General features: G+C 47.0%; 21 protein-coding genes. 8 read left to right on the top strand and 13 right to left on the bottom strand.

What is annotated here, in order from left to right:
• Nucleotides 1-16 precede the first annotated feature (16 nt).
• Genes ABEF84_RS00305 through ABEF84_RS00295 form a run of 3 tightly spaced genes read left to right on the top strand, consistent with a single transcriptional unit; the run spans nucleotide 17 to nucleotide 1,887 of the window.
• A complete protein-coding gene (locus ABEF84_RS00305; protein ID WP_034585676.1) occupies nucleotides 17-262 on the top strand; it encodes a hypothetical protein in 246 nt (81 codons plus the stop codon).
• A gap of 16 nt (nucleotides 263-278) precedes the next feature.
• The gene (locus tag ABEF84_RS00300) at nucleotides 279-860 is read left to right on the top strand and encodes a DNA-3-methyladenine glycosylase I (protein WP_347453355.1); all 582 of its coding nucleotides are present in this window, start codon (nucleotides 279-281) and stop codon (nucleotides 858-860) included.
• Between the two features lie 4 nt (nucleotides 861-864).
• Nucleotides 865-1,887: an NAD(P)-dependent alcohol dehydrogenase gene (locus tag ABEF84_RS00295; RefSeq protein WP_034585681.1), complete on the top strand. Its 1,023-nt coding sequence runs from the start codon at nucleotides 865-867 to the stop codon at nucleotides 1,885-1,887.
• A 126-nt stretch (nucleotides 1,888-2,013) separates the two neighbouring features.
• On the opposite strand, the gene ABEF84_RS00290 is transcribed toward ABEF84_RS00295, so the two are convergent.
• The 7 genes from ABEF84_RS00290 to ABEF84_RS00260 form a co-directional block, all read right to left on the bottom strand.
• Nucleotides 2,014-2,658, bottom strand: a complete 645-nt coding sequence (locus tag ABEF84_RS00290; RefSeq protein ID WP_034585684.1) for an START domain-containing protein — start codon at nucleotides 2,656-2,658, stop codon at nucleotides 2,014-2,016.
• 55 nt (nucleotides 2,659-2,713) lie between these two features.
• Nucleotides 2,714-3,535 carry a 4-hydroxy-tetrahydrodipicolinate reductase gene (gene dapB, locus ABEF84_RS00285; RefSeq protein WP_034585687.1) on the bottom strand — a complete coding sequence of 274 codons (822 nt, stop codon included), beginning with the start codon at nucleotides 3,533-3,535 and terminating at the stop codon, nucleotides 2,714-2,716.
• Between the two features lie 222 nt (nucleotides 3,536-3,757).
• A complete protein-coding gene (locus tag ABEF84_RS00280; RefSeq protein WP_034585688.1) occupies nucleotides 3,758-4,225 on the bottom strand; it encodes a Dps family protein in 468 nt (155 codons plus the stop codon).
• Nucleotides 4,226-4,450: 225 nt separating this feature from the next.
• Nucleotides 4,451-5,563 carry a molecular chaperone DnaJ gene (dnaJ, locus tag ABEF84_RS00275; protein ID WP_034585691.1) on the bottom strand — a complete coding sequence of 371 codons (1,113 nt, stop codon included), beginning with the start codon at nucleotides 5,561-5,563 and terminating at the stop codon, nucleotides 4,451-4,453.
• Between the two features lie 105 nt (nucleotides 5,564-5,668).
• On the bottom strand, nucleotides 5,669-6,046 hold the full coding sequence (locus ABEF84_RS00270) for a hypothetical protein (protein WP_347460844.1): 378 nt from the start codon (nucleotides 6,044-6,046) through the stop codon (nucleotides 5,669-5,671).
• A 131-nt stretch (nucleotides 6,047-6,177) separates the two neighbouring features.
• Entirely contained in the window at nucleotides 6,178-9,315 is a 3,138-nt protein-coding gene (locus ABEF84_RS00265; protein ID WP_347460845.1) for an efflux RND transporter permease subunit, read from the bottom strand.
• A gap of 2 nt (nucleotides 9,316-9,317) precedes the next feature.
• The gene (locus tag ABEF84_RS00260; protein ID WP_347453353.1) at nucleotides 9,318-10,424 is read right to left on the bottom strand and encodes an efflux RND transporter periplasmic adaptor subunit; all 1,107 of its coding nucleotides are present in this window, start codon (nucleotides 10,422-10,424) and stop codon (nucleotides 9,318-9,320) included.
• Between the two features lie 149 nt (nucleotides 10,425-10,573).
• Between ABEF84_RS00260 and ABEF84_RS00255 the strand changes: the two genes are divergently transcribed.
• The 5 genes from ABEF84_RS00255 (at nucleotide 10,574) to ABEF84_RS00235 (ending at nucleotide 17,898) form a co-directional block, all read left to right on the top strand.
• Entirely contained in the window at nucleotides 10,574-11,191 is a 618-nt protein-coding gene (locus ABEF84_RS00255; protein ID WP_347456678.1) for a TetR/AcrR family transcriptional regulator, read from the top strand.
• A gap of 145 nt (nucleotides 11,192-11,336) precedes the next feature.
• Nucleotides 11,337-14,021, top strand: coding sequence for a phosphoenolpyruvate carboxylase (ppc, locus tag ABEF84_RS00250; protein ID WP_347454596.1), 2,685 nt, complete (start codon nucleotides 11,337-11,339; stop codon nucleotides 14,019-14,021).
• Nucleotides 14,022-14,318: 297 nt separating this feature from the next.
• Complete coding sequence (locus ABEF84_RS00245; RefSeq protein WP_034585708.1) at nucleotides 14,319-15,614, top strand: solute carrier family 23 protein; 1,296 nt, start codon at nucleotides 14,319-14,321, stop codon at nucleotides 15,612-15,614.
• A gap of 130 nt (nucleotides 15,615-15,744) precedes the next feature.
• A complete protein-coding gene (locus ABEF84_RS00240; protein WP_347452744.1) occupies nucleotides 15,745-16,896 on the top strand; it encodes an IS4-like element ISAbe18 family transposase in 1,152 nt (383 codons plus the stop codon).
• 96 nt (nucleotides 16,897-16,992) lie between these two features.
• Nucleotides 16,993-17,898, top strand: coding sequence for a LysR family transcriptional regulator (locus tag ABEF84_RS00235; protein WP_034585753.1), 906 nt, complete (start codon nucleotides 16,993-16,995; stop codon nucleotides 17,896-17,898).
• Here the strand turns inward: ABEF84_RS00235 and ABEF84_RS00230 are convergent.
• From ABEF84_RS00230 to ilvD (ABEF84_RS00205), 6 genes are all read right to left on the bottom strand, one after another.
• Nucleotides 17,895-18,632, bottom strand: coding sequence for a sulfite exporter TauE/SafE family protein (locus ABEF84_RS00230; RefSeq protein ID WP_034585711.1), 738 nt, complete (start codon nucleotides 18,630-18,632; stop codon nucleotides 17,895-17,897). The two genes, ABEF84_RS00235 and ABEF84_RS00230, sit on opposite strands and share 4 nt — an antisense overlap.
• 156 nt (nucleotides 18,633-18,788) lie before the next feature.
• Entirely contained in the window at nucleotides 18,789-19,076 is a 288-nt protein-coding gene (locus ABEF84_RS00225) for a chorismate mutase (RefSeq protein WP_034585714.1), read from the bottom strand.
• Nucleotides 19,057-20,382 (bottom strand): hypothetical protein, encoded by a 1,326-nt coding sequence (locus ABEF84_RS00220; protein WP_347473705.1) that lies wholly within the window; start codon nucleotides 20,380-20,382, stop codon nucleotides 19,057-19,059. The genes ABEF84_RS00225 and ABEF84_RS00220 overlap by 20 nt, the downstream gene beginning before the upstream one ends.
• A gap of 157 nt (nucleotides 20,383-20,539) precedes the next feature.
• On the bottom strand, nucleotides 20,540-22,225 hold the full coding sequence (gene ilvD / locus ABEF84_RS00215; RefSeq protein ID WP_347456677.1) for a dihydroxy-acid dehydratase: 1,686 nt from the start codon (nucleotides 22,223-22,225) through the stop codon (nucleotides 20,540-20,542).
• Between the two features lie 294 nt (nucleotides 22,226-22,519).
• Nucleotides 22,520-22,723 carry a hypothetical protein gene (locus ABEF84_RS00210; protein WP_347473704.1) on the bottom strand — a complete coding sequence of 68 codons (204 nt, stop codon included), beginning with the start codon at nucleotides 22,721-22,723 and terminating at the stop codon, nucleotides 22,520-22,522.
• A 201-nt stretch (nucleotides 22,724-22,924) separates the two neighbouring features.
• On the bottom strand, nucleotides 22,925-24,754 hold the full coding sequence (ilvD, locus tag ABEF84_RS00205; protein WP_081403473.1) for a dihydroxy-acid dehydratase: 1,830 nt from the start codon (nucleotides 24,752-24,754) through the stop codon (nucleotides 22,925-22,927).
• Between the last annotated feature and the right edge of the window lie 274 nt (nucleotides 24,755-25,028).

Below are 25,028 nucleotides of genomic sequence, written 5' to 3'. Positions count from 1 at the left end.
TTTTTAGGAAATTTACATGTCAGAAGCGTTGATCAATCGTCTGGTGGAATTTGCTGAGTCAGGCAATCAACAAAAAATCGTGCTCAATGGCCAGATCTATCAGGGCTGGGTGATGGAAATCACGGAAGATGCGCTTCTGATCAGCACTGGTTATGCAGACAAAAACGGCAAGGATGCCTGGATAAAGTTCAGCGATCTGGAGCAGGCCGAGCTGTCTTACTGGGATAACCAGCAAGATCAGTGGACCAGTTTTAAACTCTAAAACAGAGGAGCATCACATGACGATTCAACGCTGTGGCTGGTGCTCCGATGATCCGCTTTATATTCAATATCACGACCAGGAGTGGGGCCAGCCCCTGAAGGATGAAGCACGGCTGTTTGAAATGCTGTGTCTGGAAGGCCAGCAGGCCGGACTGAGCTGGATTACGGTACTCAAAAAACGTGAAGCCTATCGTGAACATTTTTTTCGGCATTCTATGGAGTTCATCGCTGCCCTTTCCGATGATCAGTTACAGCAAAAACTCAATGATGCTCGCCTGATTCGACATATTGGTAAATTGACCGCGATTCGCGACAATGCCCGTGCCTGGCTCAACTTAAAATCCCAGAATATTGAGGTGGTCAATTGGCTCTGGTCCTTTGCCCAGCAGCCGATTTTGAATAATTCCATCGAACATTATTATGAAGCTCCGGCCCAGACGATCGAAAGCCAGCAGATGTCCAAAGCCCTGAAAAAGTCCGGTTTTAAATTTGTTGGCCCGACCATCTGCTATGCATTTATGCAAGCGGTCGGCATGGTGGATGACCATGAAAATCACTGTCAATTTAAAATGAAATCTTCCCATTCCAATAAGAGCTAATTCCATGTCGAAGAATATTATTCAGGCCTACGCGGCCATGTCTCCAGGTGCTCCGCTTGAGCCATACCAGTTTGATACCGGTGAACTACAACCGCATCAGGTCGAAGTCCAAGTCGAATACTGTGGCCTGTGCCATTCCGACCTTTCCGTAATTCAGAATGACTGGAAATCTTCGGTTTATCCGGTCGTGGCAGGCCATGAGGTGATTGGCAAGGTAATCGCACTAGGTTCAGAAGCCAAAGGCCTGAAAATCGGACAGCGTGTCGGGATCGGCTGGACCGCAGAAAGCTGCCAACACTGTGATCCTTGTCTGGATGGCCGTCAGGTACAGTGTAGCGGCGAAAAAGTTGCAACCATCGTCGGTCATGCCGGTGGTTTTGCCGATAAGGTTCGTGCTGGCTGGCAATGGGTGATTCCACTACCGGACGAACTGCCTGCTGAAAGTGCCGGTCCCCTGCTCTGTGGTGGCATTACTGTCTTTACTCCACTACTACAACATCAGATTCAGGCGGTGCATCATGTCGGGGTTATCGGCATTGGCGGACTGGGTCATATGGCTCTTAAATTGCTGAAAGCCTGGGGCTGTGAAATCACTGCCTTTACCTCGAATCTGGACAAAACTGAAGAACTGAAAGCTATGGGGGCTGATCATGTCGTAAATAGCCGTGATCCAAACGCAATTAAAGCCCTTCGTAATACCTTTGATTTATTGCTCTGCACGGTAAATGTCACCTTGGATTGGCCACTGTTAATCAATACCCTAGCGCCTAACGGTCAGCTGCATATGGTTGGCTTACCATTGGAACCTCTGCAGGTTTCTGCCGGTTCATTGATCAGCCTGTCGCGTTCAGTCACCGGTTCTGCCACCGGTTCGCCAGCGACTTTACGCCAGCTACTCAAGTTCGCTGCACGCAAGAATATTGCACCGCAGGTCGAGATTTTCCCGATGTCGAAAATCAATGATGCGATTGAACATCTGCATGCCGGCAAGGCACGTTACCGGGTGGTTTTGAAAGCAGATTTCTAAACGGTACGCTGAATTTTCTGGATAATTTAAATCTGCCTAATCAACAGGATTGGGCAGATTTTTTTATTGAATGTCTTAAAGATACTGTACCAGTCGGGTCGCTAAGGTTGCGAACTTTTTTATTCTTTAACGTAAAGCTTCTGGCAAGACTGGAACCGATGCAGGCTTGCTGAGCTCCTGCTTCATTTTCTGCAGCATTTGATAAGGCTGCTGCTGCACAAACATATTCACAAAGGTCAATGGAATCGAACCTTCTGGATTGGCATAGCCATAAGTGGAGACTTTAACTTTCTTTTCACCCAAGCGGTTAAAAGTCCAGTCCCCTTCATAGTGAGTCAGACGCACATAGTCCGGATTAAGGGGATAGCCTTTCTGAATTGCCTTGTTTTTAATAGTGATCTGGCCATTGGCCTCTTTAATCATTTTTCCCTGCACCACCAGATCACGGTCTTTCAACGGAAAGGGAAAATCCAGCACCATATAAAAGGTAAAATCACCTTTTTTATCATCACGGGAAAGTACCTTGATGCTGCCCATATACGGCACCCATTTCACTGCATGGTCGACATCCAGAATCAGGGAGACTGCCTGTTCGATTGGCACATCATAAGTGGTCTCAGCTTTATAGAGAAAAACTGGATTGTTGTGATCCTGATAGGTCCAGACCTTAATATTATTTTTATTAATACTGAGCTTGGCATTCTGGATCGCTTTAGGCTGTGCTGTGGCAGCAAAGGCCACAGCACAGAGCATGAGTAGAACTTTCTTCATTGGTTATCGTCTTATTTTAGTTTTAAGTTATTTTTAAAATAAATCTGAAGAAATATTATACTTGAATGTCGTTAAAGCCAAGCACGTCTTTCATATCATATTTACGCGCATCACGACCGACCACCCAAGCTGCAGCACGTACCGCACCCGCAGCAAAGTTCATACGGTTAGTTGCTTTGTGAGTAATCTCTACACGCTCACCTTCACCGATAAACATCACAGTATGTTCACCAACGATGTCACCACCACGGATGGTCTGGAAACCGATGCTTTGACGTTCACGTGGACCCGTATGGCCTTCGCGGTGATACACCGCATCTTTTTTCAGGTCACGACCCAATGTCTGAGCAATCGCTTCACCCATCATCAGTGCAGTACCTGATGGCGCATCGACTTTATGACGGTGGTGTGCTTCAATCACTTCGATATCTACCGTATCACCAAACACTTTAGATGCCAGCTCCAGCAATTTAATGGACAGGTTTACACCTACTGAATAGTTGGCTGCATATACCACAGGAGTCTGAGTTGCTGATTCTTCCAGATAAGCTTTCTGCTCATCATTCAGACCAGTCGTCCCAATCACAATCGCGACACCATTTTCACGACAGATTTTCAGATGGTTTACTGTTGCTACTGGCGCAGTAAAGTCAATCACCACGTCACAATCTTTCACCACGTCTTCAAGGCTACCAACAACCTTCACGCCCAGGCTACCTACGCCTGCTAGCTCACCTGCATCAGCGCCCAGTAAAGTACTTTCCGGACGTTCTACCGCGGCTGCCAGTTGATAACCTGCTTCTTTGACTGCCTGAATCAGGATGCGTCCCATACGGCCGCCGGCCCCTAAAATCCCAATGCGTGGTGTTGCTGACATAGTCTTGTCCTAATCTTGATTCAAAATTGCTCTTACTATAGCAAAACTCCCGGGTAAGGCTAAGATTGATCTCAGAAAAATCTATGAAAAGATTTAAAAAGTGACATGAATGTTTTTGATAATAAAGAAGCCCATACCCGACGGTATAAGCTTTTAATGGAAGAACTCTCTAAATTTTTTGGTCTCAGCTCAGATCAGTTTTTTTGCTGCTCATAAAACTTCTTATTCCAGCAGACTTCTTAACATCCACGCAGTTTTCTCATGCACGTCCAGACGCTGGGTCAGCAGATCTGCGGTCGGCTGGTCATTGGCCTGTTCGACAATATTAAATATGCTTCGTGCGGTACGGGCAACGGTTTCATGGGCATTCACTAACAAGCGAATCATTTCCTCTGCCTTAGGCACATCCTGTACTTCTTCGATCGACGTCAGTTTCATAAACTGTTTATAGGTTCCTGGCGCTGGAAAACCGAGAGAACGGATCCTTTCCGCAATGATATCTAGCGCATTCCACTGTTCGGTATATTGCTGCATAAACATAGTATGCAAGGTATTAAATTGTGGTCCGGTCACGTTCCAGTGAAAGTTATGGGTCATTAAATACAGGGTATAGCTATCCGCTAATAAATGGGACAAGCCTTCAACAATTTTCTCTCGATCTTCTGCAGAAATACCAATATTGATTTTCATCTCGGCTACCTTCAATTTATATGCGTTATCAAGTGCTTTGTTCTTATTCTCAAGTTTAGCTGGATGAAAAATTTGAAAAATATAAGATCGGTAGCATTTCTGTTAGCGTTGTTCAACAAAGTTATTCTCAAAATTCTACTATCTTGTCCGGTGTATTTAATTTTTGTGAGTTTAAATCAGGGCATAAAAAAAGGGCGCCTCAGCACCCTTTTTTCATCTCTTCAATCAGTCAAACAGACGGTCGAAGAAAGATTTTTTCTTCGGAGAAGACTTGCTGCCTTCCCCTTCCATAGTAGCCTGAAGTTCTTTCAGTAATTCGCGCTGACGTCCAGTTAGATTCACTGGTGTTTCGACCACAATACGGCAAAGCAAGTCACCTTTCATCGTGCTACGTACCGGTTTCACCCCTTTACCCCGCAGACGGAACAGCTTGCCGTTTTGCGTACCTTCAGGAATTTTCAGGCTGACACGACCTTCAAGCGTTGGAATTTCAATTTCTTTACCCAATGCAGCATCTGCAATTGAAATTGGCACATCCATATACAGGTCAGCACCATCACGCTGGAAGATTTCATGCTCACGCACCACCACTTCTACATACAGGTCACCTGGCTGACCATCACGGATTGCTTCACCTTTACCGGTCAAACGTACGCGGTCACCATTGTCAACACCGGCTGGAATGGTAACTTCCAAAGTTTGCTGACGATCTGCCACACCAGAACCATGACATTTTTGACATGGATTCTTGATGATCTTGCCCTGACCACGACAGGTACTACAGGTTTGCTGTACCGAGAAAAAGCCCTGCTGCATGCGGATCTGGCCTGTACCATGACAGGTACGACAGGTTTCCACATCGTTTGGATTTTTAGAGCCTTTACCATCACAGGCATCACATGGTGCAGGTGCTGTGAAAGTAATGGTTTTCTTGATGCCTTTCACCGCTTCTTCGAGGGTCAGTTCCATCACATAGCGAAGGTCGGAGCCACGGCGCGCACGCTGTTGCTGACGGCCACCGCCACCAAAAGCTCCACCAAAGATATCGCCGAACTGGCTGAAAATGTCTTCTGCGCTGAAACCACCGAAGCCGCCACCGCCGCCCATGCCGCCTTCAAAGGCCTGATGGCCCATACGGTCGTACATGCTGCGTTTTTCGCTGTCAGACAGCACTTCATAGGCTTCTGATGCTTCTTTGAATTTCTCTTCTGCTTCCGGGTTATCTGGGTTGCGGTCCGGATGATATTTCATCGCCAACTTACGGTAGGCTTTTTTAATTTCATCATCACTAGCGGTTTTAGCAACACCCAAAACCTCATAATAATCACGTTTAGCCATGTCTGGCGATGCTCCTCACGGAATTTTATTTAATACTCAACTGAGGTCTGAAATTGGGGTCAAACCTGTTTTTACAAGGGGGGAATCTGAAAAAAAATCGAAAGCTTAGAAAACCGCTTTGCTTTGATAGAATTTGGACACACCTTTAAACCAGGCATTAATCATGTAAATAAAAGCGATAAAGCTAAAGATGACGCCAGCCACGGTACAGGCTTTAACCCACAGCATGCTGTCCCAGGCATAGAAAAATAATGGAATAAACCAGAGGGCCGCAAATACTGCCAGCGCGGTATAAATCACCACATTGCGCATGATCCATAAGGCCTGTGCCTGTAACCAGACCTCAGCGTAATCGACCTGAGCAACTTTACGGGCTAACCAGTAAGAAAAAATACCAAAAATCACGGTAAAAGAGGCTAAAAACATGAACACATATGCAAGTGCTACAGAGCGTCGCATTTGAGTTAAAGTTTCTGGATTCATGTTTGTTTCAACCTCGTCATCTGCCTTATACCCTTGATAAAGCAGCAACCTTGCATTTTTTTGAATTGTTAAAATATCAGGCACTACTATATTAAAATTTTTAATATTTCGCACCTGATATTATGACAGTTTTAAACCGGATGCTCAGTTTTTTTCACTTTAAACCACTGGGCATACAACGCCGGCAGGAAAAACAGCGTCAGCAGGGTCGCGACAATCAGTCCCCCCATAATTGCGACGGCCATCGGTCCAAAGAAAATACTGCGGGATAAGGGAATCATGGCCAATACCGCAGCCAGTGCCGTCAGCACAATCGGACGGCAACGGCGTACCGTAGCATTGATGATAGCATTCCACTGAGATTCTCCCGCCAGAATATCCTGTTCAATCTGATCAATCAGAATCAATGAGTTACGCATGATCATTCCGGACAGGGCAATAGTTCCAAGCATTGCCACAAAGCCGAATGGCTTGTTAAACAACAGCAGAAACAGCACCACACCAATGATGCCCAGCGGTGCGGTCAGGAACACAATAAAAGTCCGCGAGATGCTTTTTAGCTGGATCATCAGCAGGGTCAATACCACGGCCAGGAATAGCGGCATACCTGCATTCACTGAAGTCTGACCACGTGCCGACTCTTCCACCGTTCCACCGACTTCAATCAGGTATCCATTTGGCATCTTCGCATGTAATTGATCCAGCTCAGGTTTCAGCTCATTGACCACCGTAGCAGGCTGTAAGCTGGTGCGGATGTCAGCACGTACAGTAATGGTCGGCAGACGGTTCCGATGCCAGATCAGGCCTTCTTCAAAGCCGTATTCAATTTTGGCAATCTGCGCCAGTGAGACAAATTTGCCACTTGAAGTTGGTACCGCGAGACTGCTTAAAGAGCCTACATCCACACGTTCTGCCTGATCACCGCGTAAACGGATTTCAATTAGCTCACGCTTTTCCCGGAACTGGTCAATCGTTGCACCAGCAATAGAACTATTGAGGAAACTGGCCAGATCATGACTGTTCACACCCAGCTGACGGGCACGGTCCTGATCGATATCCAGCCTAATTACCTTGCTTGGCTCACCCCAGTCCAAATGCACATTGGTAGTGTTCTGGTTTTCGGCCACTTTCGCTGCCACTTGTTGCGCCCAGCTACGTACTAAACCTAGATCTTCACCAGAAACACGAAACTGCAATGGATAACCAACCGGCGGACCATTTTCTAACAGCGATACACGAGTACGCACTTCTGGCAGTAACAGACGAATCTGCTTACTCAAGGATTCACGAATTTCATTACGGTCTTCCAGTGAAGAAGCCAGTACCACAAACTGGGCAAAGCTGGTCTGTGGTAACTGCTGGTCTAGCGGCAGATAGAAACGCGGAGAACCAGTACCAACATAAGCCACATAGTTGTCGATCCCCTCCTGTTTGGACAGGAAGGCTTCAACTTTTTTCACCGCAGCTTCAGTGGCTTTCAGCGAAGCGCCTTCTTCCAGTTTCAGATCGACCAGAATTTCAGCACGATTGGATGGCGGGAAGAACTGCTGTGGCACCAGCTTAAACATCGCTATCGACAGGACAAAAATACCGACAGTGGCTGCAATCACAGTTTTGCGATAGGTGACACAGGCATCAACCCAACGACGGAAACCTTGGTAGAAGCGGGTCTGATACGGGTCATGCTGCTCACCGGCATGATGCACCAGTGGTGCAGGTTCAGGCTGCTTGCATAAACGTGCCCAGAGGCGTTGATACCACGGCGCTTTCTGTACCAGATCCTGGTTAAAGTCTGGAAGCAGCTTATCACCCAGATAAGGAACAAACACAACTGCAGCAATCCAGGAAACAAGCAAAGCGAGCGTCACCACCTGGAAAATCGAGCGGGTATATTCCCCGGTACTCGAGGCCGCCGTGGCAATCGGCAGAAAGCCGGCAGCGGTAATCAGGGTTCCGGTCAACATTGGAAAAGCAGTGGTGCGCCAGGCATGCCCAGCAGCTTCCAGCCGGCTAAAACCCTGCTCCATTTTAATCGCCATCATTTCAATCGCGATAATGGCATCATCGACCAGCAGGCCTAAGGCCAGAATCAGCGCTCCAAGGGAAATCTTGTGCAGGCCAACATCAAAGAAATTCATGCCGGCAAAGGTCATCGCCAGTACCAGGGGAATGGAAAAAGCCACCACCAGCCCCGGACGGAAACCCAGTGAAAAAAAGCTGACCAGCAACACGATAATTACCGCTTCCGCCAGCACCTTCATAAATTCGTTAATGCTGCGTTTCACGGCTACCGGCTGGTCAGAGACTTTCTTTAATTCCATGCCTAAAGGTAAAGTCTTTTGCAGACGGGCAAATTCCTGCTCCAGACTTTTACCAAGAGCAATAATGTCCCCGCCCTTACGCATTGATACCGCAAGTCCAATGCCATTTTCACCCATAAAGCGCATGCGTGGCTGGGCTGGATCGGTAAAACCGCGATAGACTTCTGCAACATCGCCTAGCTGAACCGTCTTGCCGTTCACATATAGCGGCATCTGTTGCAGCTCTTCCACGCTTTTCAGGGCACCACTGACACGTACCTGAATCCGGTCCGATTCAGTTTCAAAGAAACCAGAATTGCTCATCGCATTCTGCTGTTGCAGGGACTGCTGAATCGCAGTGACCGGAATACCAAGCTGCGCCGCTTTGGTGTTGGAAATTTCTATCCAGATTTTCTGGTCTTGCAGGCCGATCAATTCAACTTTGGCAACGTCTTTGACCCGCTGTAACTGCAGCTGCAGACGATCCGCGTATTCTTTTAAGGTCGCATAATCGAAGTCTTTACCTTTTAAGACATAAATATTGCCGAAGGTATCGCCAAATTCATCATTAAAAAATGGCCCCTGTACGCCTTGGGGCAGTTCATGGCGAATATCGTTGACTTTCTTGCGGACGTTATACCAGACATCGGGAACATCTTTGGATTTGAGCGAGTCCTTGGCCACAAAGGTCACCAGCGATTCACCGGGACGGGAATAGGCCATGATGCGCTCGTAATTGCCGGTGGTCATCAATTCCTTTTCGATCCGGTCAGTGACCTGCAGCGAGACTTCCTGGGCACTGGCTCCTGGCCAGTAGGTTTGCACCACCATGACTTTAAAGGTAAACGGCGGATCTTCACTCTGGGACAGTTTGGAATAAGACATAATCCCGACTAGTCCCAGCAGAATCATGAAATACAGTACCAGGCCCTTGTTTTTTAAGGCCCATTCCGAGAGGTTAAAGCCCATACTTAACCTCCAGCCTGGATAGTAACGCTACGGTTCTGGCGGTCAATCGGTCGGATTTTCTGCTGGTCACGTAACAAGTGAATCCCGCCAATCACCACATAATCATTCGCTTTCAGTCCACTCAACACCGGTACTGAATCACGGTCATAGGCGCCAATCTGTACTGAAACTTTACGTACGGTTGAATCTGGCTGCACCACCATGACATAGGCTTGGCCATCGATGGCAGAAATACTGGACAGTGGCACACTTAAAGCATTGTCCTGATTTTTAATAAAGAATACCCGAGCACTTTGACCAAGCTGAATCGACTGCTGGCCTTCACGTAAGGCCACACGAACAGTAAAGGTACGGGATTGGTCCGCAGCCGGAGAAATTTCACGAACATAAGCACTGAATTTTTCACCATTTTTAGACCACAGGGTGACCCAAGCGGGTTGGCCGACCTTGATCTCGCCGATTGCCTGTTCCGGCACCCCAATCACAACTTCACGGTCGCCATTCAAGGCAATTTCATAAGCGGCCTGCCCTGCCGCCACGACCTGCCCCACTTCGATATGCCGTGCAGTCACCACCCCATTTTTATTCGCTACCAAACGGTTATAGCCGGTCTGATTCCGGCTGACATCATAATTGGACTGTGCCTGTTTCAGGTTCGACATGGCAGCCTTGTACTGGTTTTCCACGGCATCATATTGTGAACGGCTCACCGCATTGGTTGGCAGCAACTGTTTAAAGCGGTTCAGCTCATCTTCAGCAATCTGGGCAGCAGACTGGGCACTTTCCAGCTGGGCACGTGCTGCATTCAGTTGCAATTCCGCATCCCGGATATCTAGCGTTGCCAGTACCTGCCCTACTCTGACCTGATCACCCACATCGACAAAACGCTGGGTAATCTGGCCACCGACCCGGAAGGCTAGTGGTGTTTGCTGGCGTGCCTGCACATCTCCGGCATAGCTTTTCTGTTCGGTATAGGAGGTGTTTGGCTGGGTCACCATCACAAAAGGAACTTCCTGTTCTGTTCCTGCTGCATTATTGTTGCTACATCCCCACAGAGTCACACTGCAGGCGATAACCATGCCCGTCAGGAAGTGCTGCATCATGCTCATGTTATCCGCTCTTATCTAATAATGGTTTTTCTACTGAATAGACTGCGATATATTGAATTGGTGATTTTTTAATTAATATACCATGCGGTACACTAATTAAAATAATCAAGATAAATCAATGACCATATTTATTTTTTCTGGATGAGATAGTGCAAATTTCGGTAGGACGTCCCAAGGATTTAGAAAAGCGTCAACGTATCCTGGATGCCGCGACACAGCTGTTTTTGCAGCATGGCTATCATGGTTCCAGCATGAACCAGATTGCCCAGGCAGCGGGCGTGACCAAACTGACGGTGTATAACCATTTTCAGGACAAGGCTAATCTTTTTACCTGCGCCATTGAAGATACCTGCGAGCACATCATTCAGGCCCGTCCAATCGAGCTCAAAGCTGAGAGTGACTTTAAAACGGTGTTTTACGAGACCTGCGCCCTGTCGATGAACATCGTCAATTTGCCAGAAGCCATTAAATTAGATTTGTTATTGATGGAACTGGCTGCCGAACAAAGCCCATTGCTCACCCAGTTCTTTCGCGCCTCACATGGCTTTCTGGATCAGCTCTGGGGAAATTTCTTCAGTCTTGCTCAGCAATATCAATTTATTCAGCCCGATGACCCTATCAAACAGACGGAGCTGATGATGTCCTTACTGTTTGGTAACCGGCATCAACAAGTCATGCTCGGCGTCCTGCCCATCCCCGATGCCGCACAGCAGCAAATAATCATTCAGGACGCTATTCAGATTTTCTTATTGCGCTACGCCCACTAAGCTGCCAATTTATAACCAAATTCACATAAATTGGTCTGACAACTGTTAATTTATAAGCAGACCATGTCCGACTTTTGTCTGTAACAGGCTTGGAATGTCGGACAGGAGCGGTATAGTCAAAGCATATAACAGAGGGGATATAAAAATGGCTCAACAGATTGATGCACCACTGCGTGATGACGTTCGCTTACTGGGTAACCTGCTGGGTGAAACCTTAAAGCTGCATGCAGGACAAGATTTGTTTAATCAGGTCGAACAGATCCGTGCATTGTCCAAAGGCGCACGTGATGGTCAGGTTGAAGCAGAAAAGCAACTTGAGCAACTGTTCCTGAGTCTGGAAGATCATGAAATTCTCCCTCTGGCGCGTGCCTTTACCCACTTCCTGAACTTTGCCAATATTGCCGAGCAATATCATGTGGTACGCCGCCGCCGCCAAAGCGAGTTTGATGAAACAGCTGAATCACCAAATCCACTAGTGCCGTTGTTTGAAAAATTCAAACAGAAAGAAATTTCCTCTGAAACCCTGTATCAACAGATCTGTGAACTGAAAATTGAACTGGTGCTGACCGCGCATCCGACCGAAGTCAGCCGCCGGACCCTGATTCAGAAATATGATGGCATCAATAACTGCCTGTCCAAATGTGACCAGCAAAAACTGACACCGCGTGAACGTCAGGAAGTATTGGCTGATCTGAAACAGCTGATTACTTCTGCCTGGCAGACCGATGAAATCCGCCAACACCGCCCGACTCCGGTGGATGAAGCCAAATGGGGCTTTACCACCATTGAGCAAACTTTGTGGAATGCGGTACCCAAATTCATCCGTGAACTGAATGAAATGGTACAGGACCAATGTGGTCAGCCTCTACCGCTGAGTGTTGCGCCAGTCCGTTTTGCTTCCTGGATGGGTGGTGACCGTGACGGCAACCCGAATGTGACTCATCATGTGACTCAGGAAGTGCTGTGGCTGTCTCGCTGGAAAGCCGCGGATCTGTATTTACGTGATATCGAAGACTTGCGCTGGGAACTGTCGATCCAGCAATGCAGCGAAGAACTGCAACAGGCACTGGGCAAATCGCATCCGGAACCGTACCGTGAATATCTGCGCGATACTCGTGAACGCCTGAAAGCCACCCGTAACTGGCTGGCAGAAAAACTGCATGGTAAAGATGCCGATGATAGCCGAGTGATCAAAACGAAAGATGAGCTATTACAGCCTTTATTACTGTGCTACCGCTCGCTGATGGACTGCAACCTGCCGGAAATTGCCAATGGCAAGCTGCTCGACTTCATCTATCGCGTCAACAGTTTCGGGATTGAACTGCTAAAACTGGATATCCGTCAGGAATCTGGCCGTCACCGTCAGGCGATTTCCGCAATTACTGAATACTTAGGCTTAGGTAATTTTGAAACCTGGACGGAACAGGCACGTCAGAACTTCCTGCTACAGGAACTGCAAAGCAAACGTCCATTATTACCGAAATACCTGAACGAACCGGCCGGCAGCCTGATTGAACATCCGGATGTGCAGGAAGTCTTTGCCACCATGCGTACACTGGCACAGCAGCCAAGTGAGTCGCTCGGTGCCTATATCATCTCGATGGCGGAATACCCAAGTGACGTGCTGGCTGTGCTCCTATTACAAAAAGAAGCTGGAATCAAACATCCACTCCGTGTGGTGCCTTTATTCGAAACGCTAAAAGACCTCGATGGTGCAGCGGACACCATGTCGACCCTGTTCAATATGCACTGGTACAAGCAGCATATTCAGGGTAAACATGAAGTCATGATTGGTTATTCAGACTCGGCTAAAGATGCCGGCTTTATGTCTGCCAACTGGGCACAGTACCGTGCGCAGGAAGAGCTGACTGCCGTTGCCAAACAGCATGACGTGAAACTGACCCTATTCCACGGCCGTGGCGGTTCCATCAGCCGTGGTGGTGCACCAACGCAACAGGCACTGTTCTCACAGCCACCTGGTTCGATTTCGGGTGCGATCCGCGTGACTGAACAGGGGGAAATGATCCGCTTCAAGTTCGGTCTGGAAACCATTGCGCTACAAAACCTGGAAATCTATACCGCGGCGACTCTGGAAGCGACTCTGCTGCCACCGCCAAATCCTAAACCGGAATGGCGTGAGCTGATGCACAAAATGACCGATCTGTCGGTGAATGTGTATCGCCAGACCGTGCGTGAAAATCCACATTTTGTGAAATATTTGCGTACCGTAACCCCGGAACTGGAACTGCAAATGCTGCCACTCGGTTCACGCCCGGCGAAACGTAAAGTCAGCGGCGGGATCGAGTCACTACGTGCCATTCCTTGGGTCTTTGCCTGGACCCAAATCCGTCTGATGCTGCCAGCCTGGCTGGGTACTGGTGCAGCGCTGAATGAAGTGCTGGAACAAGGTCAGCGCCCAACCCTGGATGAAATGCTGGCGCAGTGGCCATACTTCCAGACCCTGATCGACATGCTGGAAATGGTACTGTCGAAAGCAGATGCCGATGTGGCGCTGTACTATGAATCGCATCTGACTGATGATCCGGATCTGAAATTGCTCGGTGAAGAACTGCGTCAACGTTTGAAAGACGGCGTACAGACCCTGCTCACCCTGAAAGGTGAATCAAAACTGCTGACCAGCAATGATGTCTTGGATCAATCTATGCGTGTGCGTAAGCCTTACCTGTTACCGCTGCATCTGCTCCAAGCTGAACTGATGAAACGTCGTCGTCTGTATCTGGCACAGCAAAATGCCGAAAATACCCCGGTTGACCATGCCCTGATGGTGAGTATCGCGGGGATTGCTGCCGGTTTACGTAATACAGGCTAATAATTTACAAGTCACAAAAAAGCACATCCTTCGCGATGTGCTTTTTTATTGATCAGTCAACTATTCCAAAATGCTTTACTTATATAGCCCATCAGATTTATTTATAGGTTCACACATAGACTGTTTACAGAATTAATACACTGATTTGTTTTTACTTTTAATTCAAAAAACTTTTACCGTTCAGTAAATTTAAATAAAGTCATGAAATTAGTTTGAACAAAAAATTTGTATCAGCAATTAAATCTTCTAAAAAACAAGAGTATGATGTGCACAATTTATCTTTAGAGTGCTCATTTTATGTCCAATTGGTTCCCCAAATGGCGCCCTTATGAAGGCAGTATCGATGCACGACCAGTAGGCACCGCAGAATATTTACCACCTGCACAATCATTAATCCTGGGTGTACAACACGCGTTTGCCATGTTTGGTGCAACTGTACTGGCACCGTTCCTGATGGGTTTTGACCCGAACCTGGCGATTTTAATGTCAGGGGTATGTACCATCCTGTTCTTCCTGATGACCGGTGGTCGTGTCCCAAGTTACCTGGGTTCAAGCTTTGCCTTTATTGGTGTGGTGATTGCAGCAACAGGTTATGCCGGAACCAATGGTGTGAATCCAAATATCGCAGTAGCTGCAGGCGGGATCATGGCCTGTGGCGTGATCTATGCCATTTTTGGTCTGCTGGTCATGGCGACCGGAACCCGCTGGATTGAAAAGCTGATGCCCCCAGTAGTGACGGGTGCCGTGGTCATGATCATTGGTCTGAACCTGGCACCAGTAACCGTGAAAAATGTGATGGGCAATACCTTTAATATGTGGATGTCACTGGTGACCGTACTGTGTATGGGTTCGATTGCTGTGTTCACCCGTGGCCTGCTGCAACGCCTGTTACTGCTAGTCGGCCTGCTGCTGTCCTATATCGTGTATTACATACTCAGTAATGTACTGGGCCATGGAACACCCATCAACTTTGCTCCAGTTCAGGAAGCTGCCTGGTTTGGGGTACCGCATTTCCATGCACCGGTGTTTGAAGTGAATGCCATGCTGATCATTGCCCCGATTGCGCTGATCTTGCTGGCAGAAAACCTGGGCCATATCAAAGCCGTCGGTGCGATGACCGGTGAAAACCTAGATCCACAGATTGGTAAAGCCTTCTTCGCAGATGGTGTTGCAACAACCTTGGCAGGTGGTGTCGGTGCTCCGGGCATGACCACTTATGGTGAAAACATTGGGGTTATGGCCGTGACTCGTGTCTATTCCACCATTATCTTTGCCATTGCCGGTGTATTTGCAATTTTCTTAGGATTATCTCCAAAATTTGGTGCGATTATTCATACCATTCCAACCGCGATCCTGACCGGTGCTTCGATTGTAGTCTTTGGTCTAATTACCATTGCCGGCGCAAAAATCTGGATTGAAAACAAGGTCGACTTCTCGCAAAACAAAAACCTGATGGTCGCAGCAGTAACTATTATTCTCGGAACTGGTGACTTCGCCCTGACCTTTGGTGACTTTAACCTTGGCGGGATCGGAACTGCAACGTTTGCTGCCCTGTTTCTGAACTGGTTCTTTGGACTGGTCGATAAAAAATAATTTTTAAAAATCATGAGAAAGCAGCCACCAAGGCACTGCTGTCCCATAGTTTGCTTTAAATAAAAAAACCTGAGTCCTAACAGTTAAAATATGAGTGCAAACAAACACTTTAACGACCAGGATTCAGGTTTTGTCACATCAGAATACCGTATTTCATGAGCTAATTAAACCTGTTGTGCGACAGGATTTTGAACAACTTGCTAAAGTACACCATGTTGGACAGAAATTTAGAGCGGCTTCCCGGTGGGATCAGTTTATTGCCATATTGATGTCTCAATTCTCTTGTAGGCAAAGTCTGAGAGATATTCAGTCCAATTTGGAGTGCCAACAGGAAAAGCTAAGTCATCTCGGAGCAAAGTCTATTCCCCGAAGCACGCTGGCACGAATCAATGAGCAGCAGCCTGCTGCCTTGTATCAACAGCTATTTTACAAGTTGCTTAAATACTATGAACACTCAAAAGTAGCTCATAAATTTCGCTTTAAGAATCCCTTGTATTCCTTGGATGCCAGTCATATTAACCTGTCGCTTTCCTTATGTGAATGGGCCAAAGTTCACGACTCAAAAGCCAGCATGAAACTCAGCATAGGATTGAATCACAGCAATGATATTCCTGAGTTTGTTGCAGTTGAAAATGGCAAAGAAAATGACATGGTACAAGGCCGCAAATTCCAGTTTCCTGCTGGCAGCATTGTAGTTTTTGATAAAGGCTATGTCGATTACCAATGGTATGCAAATCTGACTGCTCAAAACATTGGATTTGTCACACGTTTTAGGCCTAAATCTGTGTATCAGGTAATCCAGCAACATCCAGTGCTTGAATCCAAAGGTATTCTAAAAGATGAAACCATTCAGCTGAATAGCGCACATGCTCTAAAAAGAAAAGCCCCAGTGTTAAGAAGAATTGAATATAGAGATCAGCAAAGTGGCAAGCACTTTAGCTTTCTCAGCAATAACTTTCATTTAGCCGCCTCCACCATTGCGGCGATTTATAAAGATCGTTGGAAAGTTGAGCTGTTCTTTAAGGCGATTAAGCAGAATCTCAAATTAAAAGCGTTTCTAGGCCGCAGCAGGAACGCAATTCAGACACAAATCTGGATTGCGATGATCGCCTATTTATTGGTGAGTTTCGCTCAACATTTAGGGAAAACAGGTTGGACAGTTCAACGTTTACTCAGAATAATTCAAGTGAATTTGTTTGAAAGAAGAACTTTAAAAGCTTTATTTTCACCCGATAAAATACCCATAAAACAAGAGGAAGCTCAAATGAGCTTCCTCTTGTGAAAAATTGTGGGACAGCAATGGCCACCAAGGCTGCTTTTTTATTTGGTTGAGGAATTGGTTAAGATAGACTAATTCTTTGTAATGGGCATCCTGCCGATGCGTCTGGATTTTTTTGATTTACGCCTGTTTTTAAATATTGTCGATAGCGGCAGTCTGACCAAAGGAGCCGAAAGCTCTGCCATTTCCCTGCAGGCGGCCAGTGAGCGGATTAAAAAACTGGAACAGCACTATCAGGTCAGCCTGTTTACCCGACATGCTGGCGGAGTCAAACTGACCTTTGCCGGACAGGTCTTTGCCGAGCATGCCCAAGCGATGCTACAACAGGGACAGCAACTGGCACAGGCCATGGCTGCGTTTAGTGAAGGATCACATTCCAATATCAGCTTATGGTGCAATTCCTCCGCACAAAGCGAGTACCTGCCCCTGCTGCTGCCACAATATCTGGTGAATAATCCGAATATTCAGATCGATCTCAAAGAAGCGGAAAGCAATGACATCATTCAGGCGATCACCAGTGGCACTGCCAAACTGGGACTGATCTCGAGTTTTTTCCCTGCACCCGAACTGCAGACTCTGGAATTTTCCGATGATCCCTTGGTACTGATTTGCCCACAGCAGCATGAATTAAACCAGGAGTCAAAATTAAAGCTGGCGGACTGTCTGAATTATCCCTTTGTCGGTTTGATGCAATATCACTCGCTACAACAGTCGATTGAAACCCAGGCCAGATTACTGAACTGCGAGATTCAGTACCGCCTACGCTTACCTAATTTTGCCGCAATTGCCCAGGTGGTGGCCAATGGTGTCGGTATCGCCATCATGCCGCAACGTGCTGCACAACGTCTGTCTCGACTGTATGCCTTCAAGCAAATTAAACTGACCGGAAACTGGGCCAACCGAAAATTATTACTCGCAGCAAAGAATTTTGATGAACTGAGTACGGCCTATCAGCATTTCAGTCAATTCTTGCTGTCCACAGATGCACAAAAGCTGCTGCATTAAATCCAGCCGAATTGATGCAGCATCATATAGCTGCCTAAAGCAATCAGACCGATAAAAAATACAGTCCGGAATTTCTGTTCAGGAATGCGATAACGGATTTTCTTGCCACACCACATGCCAATCAGCGCCGGAATCAGGGCAATCGTGGACATGGCATAATCAATCGGCATATTGTCCACTAGATTGCGGTGCAGGAAAATCGCCAGACATAAGGTAGAAGTCGTAAACGCCAACCCCAAAGCCTGAACCAGATCATCACGCTTTAAATGCAGGGTCTGTAAATACGGTACCACCGGAATCACCACCACACCAGTCGCTACCGTCAAGGCACCACCCAGATAACCCATAATCGGAGACAGCCAGTTTTCATGTCGGCTTAAATCCGGCATTTTTTTCGCACATAAACCATATAGGCCATAAAGCGCCAGCATGCCACCGAGCAAAGCTTCACTATGAAACTCCGAATGACCCAGTGTCGGGAAAATGCTCCACATTGAACCCACAGCAATGCCTAGTAATAATAGCCAGAAACGGCGCATTAATTTGAGAACATGACCTTCGGCAAACAGCTGCCAGAAATTGGTGAGGATCGAAGGTACAATCAGCAAAGTTGCGGCCTGAAAAGGACTCATAAAAATGGTCAGCAAACCCATAGATACTGCGGGCAAGCCTAAACCAATGGTGCCTTTAATCAGCCCGGCCAGGGCAAAGATGGCAATAACGAAAGCAATCATCTGATGGACCTACATCTGTTTCGCCCATGCTATAAAAATTGCGGATAAAGAAAAATCAGGGTTTTAAGGATATAGCCTCAAGCAAAGCTTGAGGCTGAAAATGCACATTGCTGGCAAGCAAACAATGCCCCAGCAAGAATAGAATGTTTAAATGAATTAAGGACGAAATTCTTTCAGTTCACGCTGAATGAAATGCTTGAACATTTCACGATATAGATGTTCCACAAAATCTGCATCAATCCCCTGCTTGGTCGCTTCAGCGCGGACATTCTCAACCACCTGTTCCATACGGTCTGGAGACTGTAGATCCGTTTCAGTTTTTTTAAATCGTGTGGTCTGATCTACATAAAACTGGCGCGCAGCAATCAGCTCTACCAAAGCTGTATCAATTGCATCAATCTGTTCACGGGCATGTTGTAATGATTCAGCTTTTACTTTGTTCATGTTTTTTCAGTTCACTTTCAGTTTGATTATCACTCTTATACTTTTCTTCTAACACATTACTGAAAATACTTTCAATCATCCAAACGCGATATAAGCTATTAAATACAAAACTTTGATTATCAATTCGAAGTTCTAGCACCGGTAGATTCGGTTGCGACTTCATTTCACAGTGCATGTCATTTTCATTCAGCTTGGCCTGAATGTCTTCTTCGGTGAGCTTGGTAATGCCCAGTTCATTGGCTAAAGCATTGAGATGCGGGGTATAACTCAGGTCACGGCCGCGCGTCCATACCGCCTGTAAAATCCCGTACATGGTATCCAGCCGTTGCTCTTCCGGGCAGCTATAGAACAAACGTGCCATCGGCAGGACACTTTGTGCCGTCGGTCGGCAAAATGGAATAAAGGCCACTTCCGTTCGTTTGGATAGCCGTGTTGCCAGTCCCCAGTCGAAGTCATCGCGACCCCGATAGGACAATGGATAAATATTTAAATGAATATTATAAAAATCTGCCAATTCTTCTTTTATGTAAGCCAGCAACAGCCAGGAAATTGGATCTTCTAGGGCAATATACAAATCTAGTTCCGGATCCAGTCCCTGAATTTCATTCAGCTCTTCGGCATCACTGATCAGATGCTCACGCCATTCAATATGATTGATCAGGAAGATCGGATTACCAGTCAGCAGTTTCTGCTGTTTCAGGCGGCGGGTTAAACGCAGCAGGTCATCGACCGCATGGTACTGACGACCGCCAAACTGAAAGAAGCTGGCTAGAACGGGTGTACTGTCATCAAAAACCCGTTCTGGAAAATTCTGTGGCTGATGATGGCGACTGGCCATGGTATGCAAGGTACGCAATTTTCCATACTGCTTCTGCCACAGCATATGAAAGATATCTTCCAGCAAATACAGGAAATCTTGTCCACGTAACGGCGTTCGGCGCAGGATGGTTTCCGCCTGCTGCAGGGCTTCTTCAGTCGGCAGTTCCGGGGTTTCATGAAAACTAAAACGATGCTGGCGGGAGAGAATTTTGGCATCGTTAATACAGTAATTTTGCCATTCCTCAAAGGTCATCTGGTTCGGCACTTCACCGCGCTGATGGGAAATAATGACTTTGAGTGGTTTGAGTTCTGGACTCAAAATTTCTTCTAATTGAGGTAATAGCTGTACAGCCAAATAGCTGTAAACGTCATCCAGACGCAGATAGATACTTAAGCCACCTTCAGCAGATAGCACCGCCTGGCGGGTTGGCTTTTGATAAAACCAACTCGATCGGATGGGATCGAACCAACGGCGTAACAGGGACATGGATTTAGCCTCGACAGGTATGACGACGCAGCAGATGACAGCGTCTAAACTGCTACAGGATACTATCTTTTTCACCAGAATAGCAGACCGTTCAGGTCTGCTCTCAGTGAAAAACTTATATCAACTCAAGACAAAATGATCAATGATTTCCGAGACTTTAGATTTTGAGATTTAGGTCAGTCACCGCCCCGGTATCTGCCCCAGATGCCAGCTTGGCAAACTTGGCCAGTGCGCCATGGGTATAATTTGGCTTTGGCTTGACCCAGGCTGCCCGACGAGCGGCAATTTCTTGTTCCGACACATGCCAGGTCATCTCACGGGTTTCAGCATTAATGGCAATTTCATCGCCATTTTGTACCAGACCAATCGGGCCACCTTCATAGGCTTCTGGCGTCACATGTCCAATCACAAAACCATGGCTACCACCGGAGAAACGGCCATCGGTAATCAGTGCTACGGAAGCCCCCAGGCCCTTGCCGATAATGGCTGAGGTGGGTTTCAGCATTTCCGGCATCCCCGGTCCGCCTTTCGGACCGACACCACGAATCACGACCACTTCACCCGGCTGTACTTCGCCATCCAGAATGCCGCGCATCGCACCCTGTTCACCTTCAAACACACGTGCCGGACCTTTAAAGTACAGACCTTCCTTACCAGTAATTTTGGCGACAGCACCATTTGGTGACAGGTTGCCTTTCAGAATCACCAAATGGGAATCTTTTTTCACAGGCTTGTCGAATGGCAGGATAATCTGCTGCCCTTCCGGATAGTCCTGCACATCGGCCAGGTTTTCTGCCAGGGTTTTACCCGTTACCGTCAGGCAGGAACCATCCAGCATACCGGCATCCAGCATGCGTTTCATCAGTGGCTGAATCCCGCCAATCGCGATCAGTTCCGACATCAGATATTTACCTGAAGGACGTACATCGGCTACTACTGGAATGTCCTTCCCGATCCGCACGAAATCATCCAGACTCAGATCAACACCGACTGTATGTGCCATCGCCAGCAGATGCAGCACACCATTGGTCGAACCGCCCAGCGCTATCAGCACCTTGATGGCGTTTTCAAATGCCGATTTAGTCATAATGTCACGCGGCTTGATGTCCAAACGCAGCAAATTCATGACTGCCTCACCGGCACGGGCGCAGTCCAGCTGCTTGTCTTTAGACACTGCTTCCTGCGCAGAAGAACCTGGCAGGCTCATGCCCAGTGCTTCAATCGCAGATGCCATGGAGTTCGCGGTATACATGCCACCACAAGAACCCGGTCCTGGCAGAGCGACCTCTTCAATGTGCTTGACCTGAATCGCGTTGATCTCACCCTTAGCATGCTGACCGACCGCTTCAAACACGGAAATCATGTCAGTATGGCCTTCACCCGGCTTGATGGTACCGCCATAAATAAACAGCCCGGGACGGTTCAGACGAGCCAGTCCCATAATGCAGCCAGGCATATTCTTGTCACAGCCACCAATCGCAATCACGCCATCATAGGCCTGACAACCAACCACGGCTTCAATCGAATCGGCAATGATTTCCCGCGACAGCAACGAATATTTCATGCCTTCAGTGCCGTTGGAGATCCCGTCAGAAATGGTGATGGTATTAAAGATAATGCCCTTGCCACCGGCCGCATTGACGCCCTGCTCCACAGTTTTTGCCAAGCCCTCAATATGCATATTGCAGGGCGTTACATTGGCCCATGTAGAGGCAATGCCAATAAAGGGACGAGTAAAGTCTTCATCCTTAAAACCGGTGGCACGCATCATGGAACGTGCCGGTGCATTTTCAATTCCGTCATAAACTGGCGCAGAATGTTCACGGATATTGTCTTTACTCATTGTTGTTGTCCCTGCTGTAATTGTTGTAAAACCAAAAGCTGGCTAGATGTTATTCGATTGTACTGAAAGCCAAGGGCACTGAATAGTAAAACTCTGTTTATCCGATTCAGTGATTTGTTTAATTTCTAAGATGGTATTCGAAGCGCGTCATCAAATGATTGTCATAAAAACGACTCGGTCTTTTTAAGCCGAGCCTTTTACTAAGATGATCAATCAAACCTTGGATGATTTGTTAGTAATACTCATCTTCATACTTATGGAAATCAATAATTTACACTTTTTGTGTCTTCTTGCTTAGTGCACCTGATGAAGATCAAGTTCTTCATTAGATGCTAAGATCACAGACGCCAAGATTGGTGTCCCCAAAATCACCGGCACAGCTAAAATCCAGAAGACAATGCTGTAATGTGGATCGAAGAAAAAATGAATGCTGAGCGCAGCTAAAACCATTACAGAGACTAAAATTGCCAGAAAACGGCCAATAAATTTCATGGACATGTACGTCATCACTTTTGCATCAATACTGTATTTTTACTATACACCTACTTTTATTAAGGCTCTATCGTTTTTAAACATGTATAGCGCTGCCATGATTGATTTTATTGAAAGTTCACATAATTAACTTAACCTTTAAAGCTTAAGAAATAAAAAAAGCACCCCCATTTGGAGTGCTTTTTCTAGTGCTATAAAAATTACAGCTTAGATTTCACGTACTGCACCTTTTGCTGCACTTGTGGTGTGCATTGCATACGCTTTCAGGGCTTTAGAAATCTTGCGGGCGCGCTGTTCAGCAGGCTGCCAGCCTTTTTCATCCTGCGCTGCACGACGAGCGGCCATCGTCGCTTCATCTACTGCCAGGTGAATAGTACGGTTTGGAATATCGATTTCGATACGGTCACCATCTTCAACCAGACCAATCGCACCACCTTCAGCAGCTTCTGGAGATACGTGACCGATTGACAGACCTGATGAACCGCCAGAGAAACGGCCGTCTGTTACCAGCGCACACGCTTTACCTAAACCTTTAGATTTCAGGTAGCTGGTTGGGTATAGCATTTCCTGCATACCAGGACCACCACGTGGGCCTTCGTAACGGATCACCACTACATCACCGGCTTTGATCTTGTCACCCAGAATCGCATCAACTGCAGAATCCTGGCTTTCAAATACACGTGCAGTACCAGTAAATTTCAGAATCGAATCATCAACACCTGCAGTTTTTACGATACAACCGTCCAGCGCGATGTTACCGTAAAGCACGGCCAGACCGCCATCTTTAGAGAAGGCATGTTCAGCGTCACGGATCACACCTTTTTCACGATCGCCATCCAGACGTGAATAATAACGGTCTTGTGAGAATGCAGTTTGAGTTGGTACGCCACCTGGTGCTGAACGGTAGAAGTTATACACTTCTTCATTTTCAGTACGCATGATGTCCCATTTATCCAAGGCATCTTTCAATGTTGCTTCGTGAACAGTCCCTACAGAGGTATCCAGCAGGCCTGCACGGTCTAATTCACCCAGAATCGACATGATACCGCCGGCACGGTGGACGTCTTCCATGTGCACGTCGTTTTTCGCAGGAGCCACTTTACATAGTACTGGTACTTTACGAGACAAACGGTCGATATCATCCATCGTAAAGTCTACACCTGCTTCATTTGCAGCAGCTAACAGGTGAAGTACTGTGTTAGTTGAACCACCCATCGCGATATCCAAAGTCATGGCATTTTCATACGATGCTTTGGTCACCATTGAACGTGGCAATACGCTGTAATCATCTTGTTCATAATGACGTTTCGCTAGTTCAACAATTAGAGAACCTGCACGTTCGAACAGTTTTTTACGGTTAGCATGCGTTGCCAAAGTTGAACCGTTACCTGGTAAAGATAGACCCAATGCTTCAGTCAGACAGTTCATTGAGTTCGCAGTGAACATCCCTGAACATGAACCACAGGTTGGACATGCAGAACGTTCATATTCTGCCACTTCTTCATCAGTATAGTTGTCATCAGCCGCCACGATCATGGCATCAATCAGGTCAATCGCTTTGTCGTTACCACGGATTTTGACTTTACCCGCTTCCATCGGGCCGCCAGACACGAACACCACTGGAATGTTCAGGCGCATTGCCGCCATCAGCATCCCCGGCGTGATCTTGTCACAGTTCGAGATACACACCATGGCATCGGCACAGTGTGCGCTGACCATATATTCTACCGAGTCAGCAATCAGGTCGCGTGAAGGTAGTGAATACAACATACCGTCATGACCCATCGCGATCCCGTCATCCACAGCAATGGTATTGAACTCTTTTGCTACACCGCCTGACGCTTCAATCTGACGAGCCACCAGCTGGCCAAGGTCTTTCAGGTGCACGTGACCTGGAACGAACTGGGTGAATGAGTTCACCACTGCGATAATTGGCTTGCCGAAGTCTTCATCCTTCATACCAGTTGCGCGCCATAAGCCACGCGCACCGGCCATGTTTCTTCCGTGTGTCGATGTTTTTGAACGATAGTCAGGCATTGTGTTATTCCAACAAAGTTTGTGCTGAGTGAATGTCATCATTCACTCTGGCGAAATCTGTCTGATCGAGAGTACGAAATCAGTTGAAAATTGAACATATTCTACACCAAGTTACCCATGAGTTAGGCAACTTCTTAAATCGCGGCAGGGAAATGTTCAGGAGTAAATTTCAATACATGCACGATGAAAAAATCTTTTACTAAAAACTACTATACCGCTATCGCCTCTTTTTAAATACAAAACTTTCATGAATATTTTTTAAATTTTGCATGAG

The organism is Acinetobacter sp. ANC 7912, from assembly GCF_039862785.1.
In the GTDB taxonomy this organism is placed as follows: domain Bacteria; phylum Pseudomonadota; class Gammaproteobacteria; order Pseudomonadales; family Moraxellaceae; genus Acinetobacter; species Acinetobacter thermotolerans.
The sequence above is the reverse complement of the archived record's forward strand: the minus strand, read 5'-3'. Positions and strand labels throughout refer to the sequence as shown.

What these genes read in the sequence shown, in the direction of transcription:
- ABEF84_RS00270 (WP_347460844.1), bottom strand. Translation starts at nt 6,046, where the DNA reads ATGAATCCAGAAACTTTAACTCAAATGCGACGCTCTGTAGCACTTGCA.
- ABEF84_RS00230 (WP_034585711.1), bottom strand. Translation starts at nt 18,632, where the DNA reads ATGATTGCTTTCGTTATTGCCATCTTTGCCCTGGCCGGGCTGATTAAA.
- ABEF84_RS00225 (WP_034585714.1), bottom strand. Translation starts at nt 19,076, where the DNA reads ATGAACAAAGTAAAAGCTGAATCATTACAACATGCCCGTGAACAGATT.
- dapB (WP_034585687.1), bottom strand. Translation starts at nt 3,535, where the DNA reads ATGTCAGCAACACCACGCATTGGGATTTTAGGGGCCGGCGGCCGTATG.
- ppc (WP_347454596.1), top strand. Translation starts at nt 11,337, where the DNA reads ATGGCTCAACAGATTGATGCACCACTGCGTGATGACGTTCGCTTACTG.
- ABEF84_RS00295 (WP_034585681.1), top strand. Translation starts at nt 865, where the DNA reads ATGTCGAAGAATATTATTCAGGCCTACGCGGCCATGTCTCCAGGTGCT.
- ABEF84_RS00280 (WP_034585688.1), bottom strand. Translation starts at nt 4,225, where the DNA reads ATGAAAATCAATATTGGTATTTCTGCAGAAGATCGAGAGAAAATTGTT.
- ABEF84_RS00265 (WP_347460845.1), bottom strand. Translation starts at nt 9,315, where the DNA reads ATGGGCTTTAACCTCTCGGAATGGGCCTTAAAAAACAAGGGCCTGGTA.
- ABEF84_RS00235 (WP_034585753.1), top strand. Translation starts at nt 16,993, where the DNA reads ATGCGTCTGGATTTTTTTGATTTACGCCTGTTTTTAAATATTGTCGAT.
- ABEF84_RS00300 (WP_347453355.1), top strand. Translation starts at nt 279, where the DNA reads ATGACGATTCAACGCTGTGGCTGGTGCTCCGATGATCCGCTTTATATT.
- ABEF84_RS00220 (WP_347473705.1), bottom strand. Translation starts at nt 20,382, where the DNA reads ATGTCCCTGTTACGCCGTTGGTTCGATCCCATCCGATCGAGTTGGTTT.
- ABEF84_RS00305 (WP_034585676.1), top strand. Translation starts at nt 17, where the DNA reads ATGTCAGAAGCGTTGATCAATCGTCTGGTGGAATTTGCTGAGTCAGGC.
- ilvD (WP_347456677.1), bottom strand. Translation starts at nt 22,225, where the DNA reads ATGAGTAAAGACAATATCCGTGAACATTCTGCGCCAGTTTATGACGGA.
- ABEF84_RS00260 (WP_347453353.1), bottom strand. Translation starts at nt 10,424, where the DNA reads ATGAGCATGATGCAGCACTTCCTGACGGGCATGGTTATCGCCTGCAGT.
- dnaJ (WP_034585691.1), bottom strand. Translation starts at nt 5,563, where the DNA reads ATGGCTAAACGTGATTATTATGAGGTTTTGGGTGTTGCTAAAACCGCT.
- ABEF84_RS00210 (WP_347473704.1), bottom strand. Translation starts at nt 22,723, where the DNA reads ATGTCCATGAAATTTATTGGCCGTTTTCTGGCAATTTTAGTCTCTGTA.
- ABEF84_RS00245 (WP_034585708.1), top strand. Translation starts at nt 14,319, where the DNA reads ATGTCCAATTGGTTCCCCAAATGGCGCCCTTATGAAGGCAGTATCGAT.
- ABEF84_RS00290 (WP_034585684.1), bottom strand. Translation starts at nt 2,658, where the DNA reads ATGAAGAAAGTTCTACTCATGCTCTGTGCTGTGGCCTTTGCTGCCACA.
- ilvD (WP_081403473.1), bottom strand. Translation starts at nt 24,754, where the DNA reads ATGCCTGACTATCGTTCAAAAACATCGACACACGGAAGAAACATGGCC.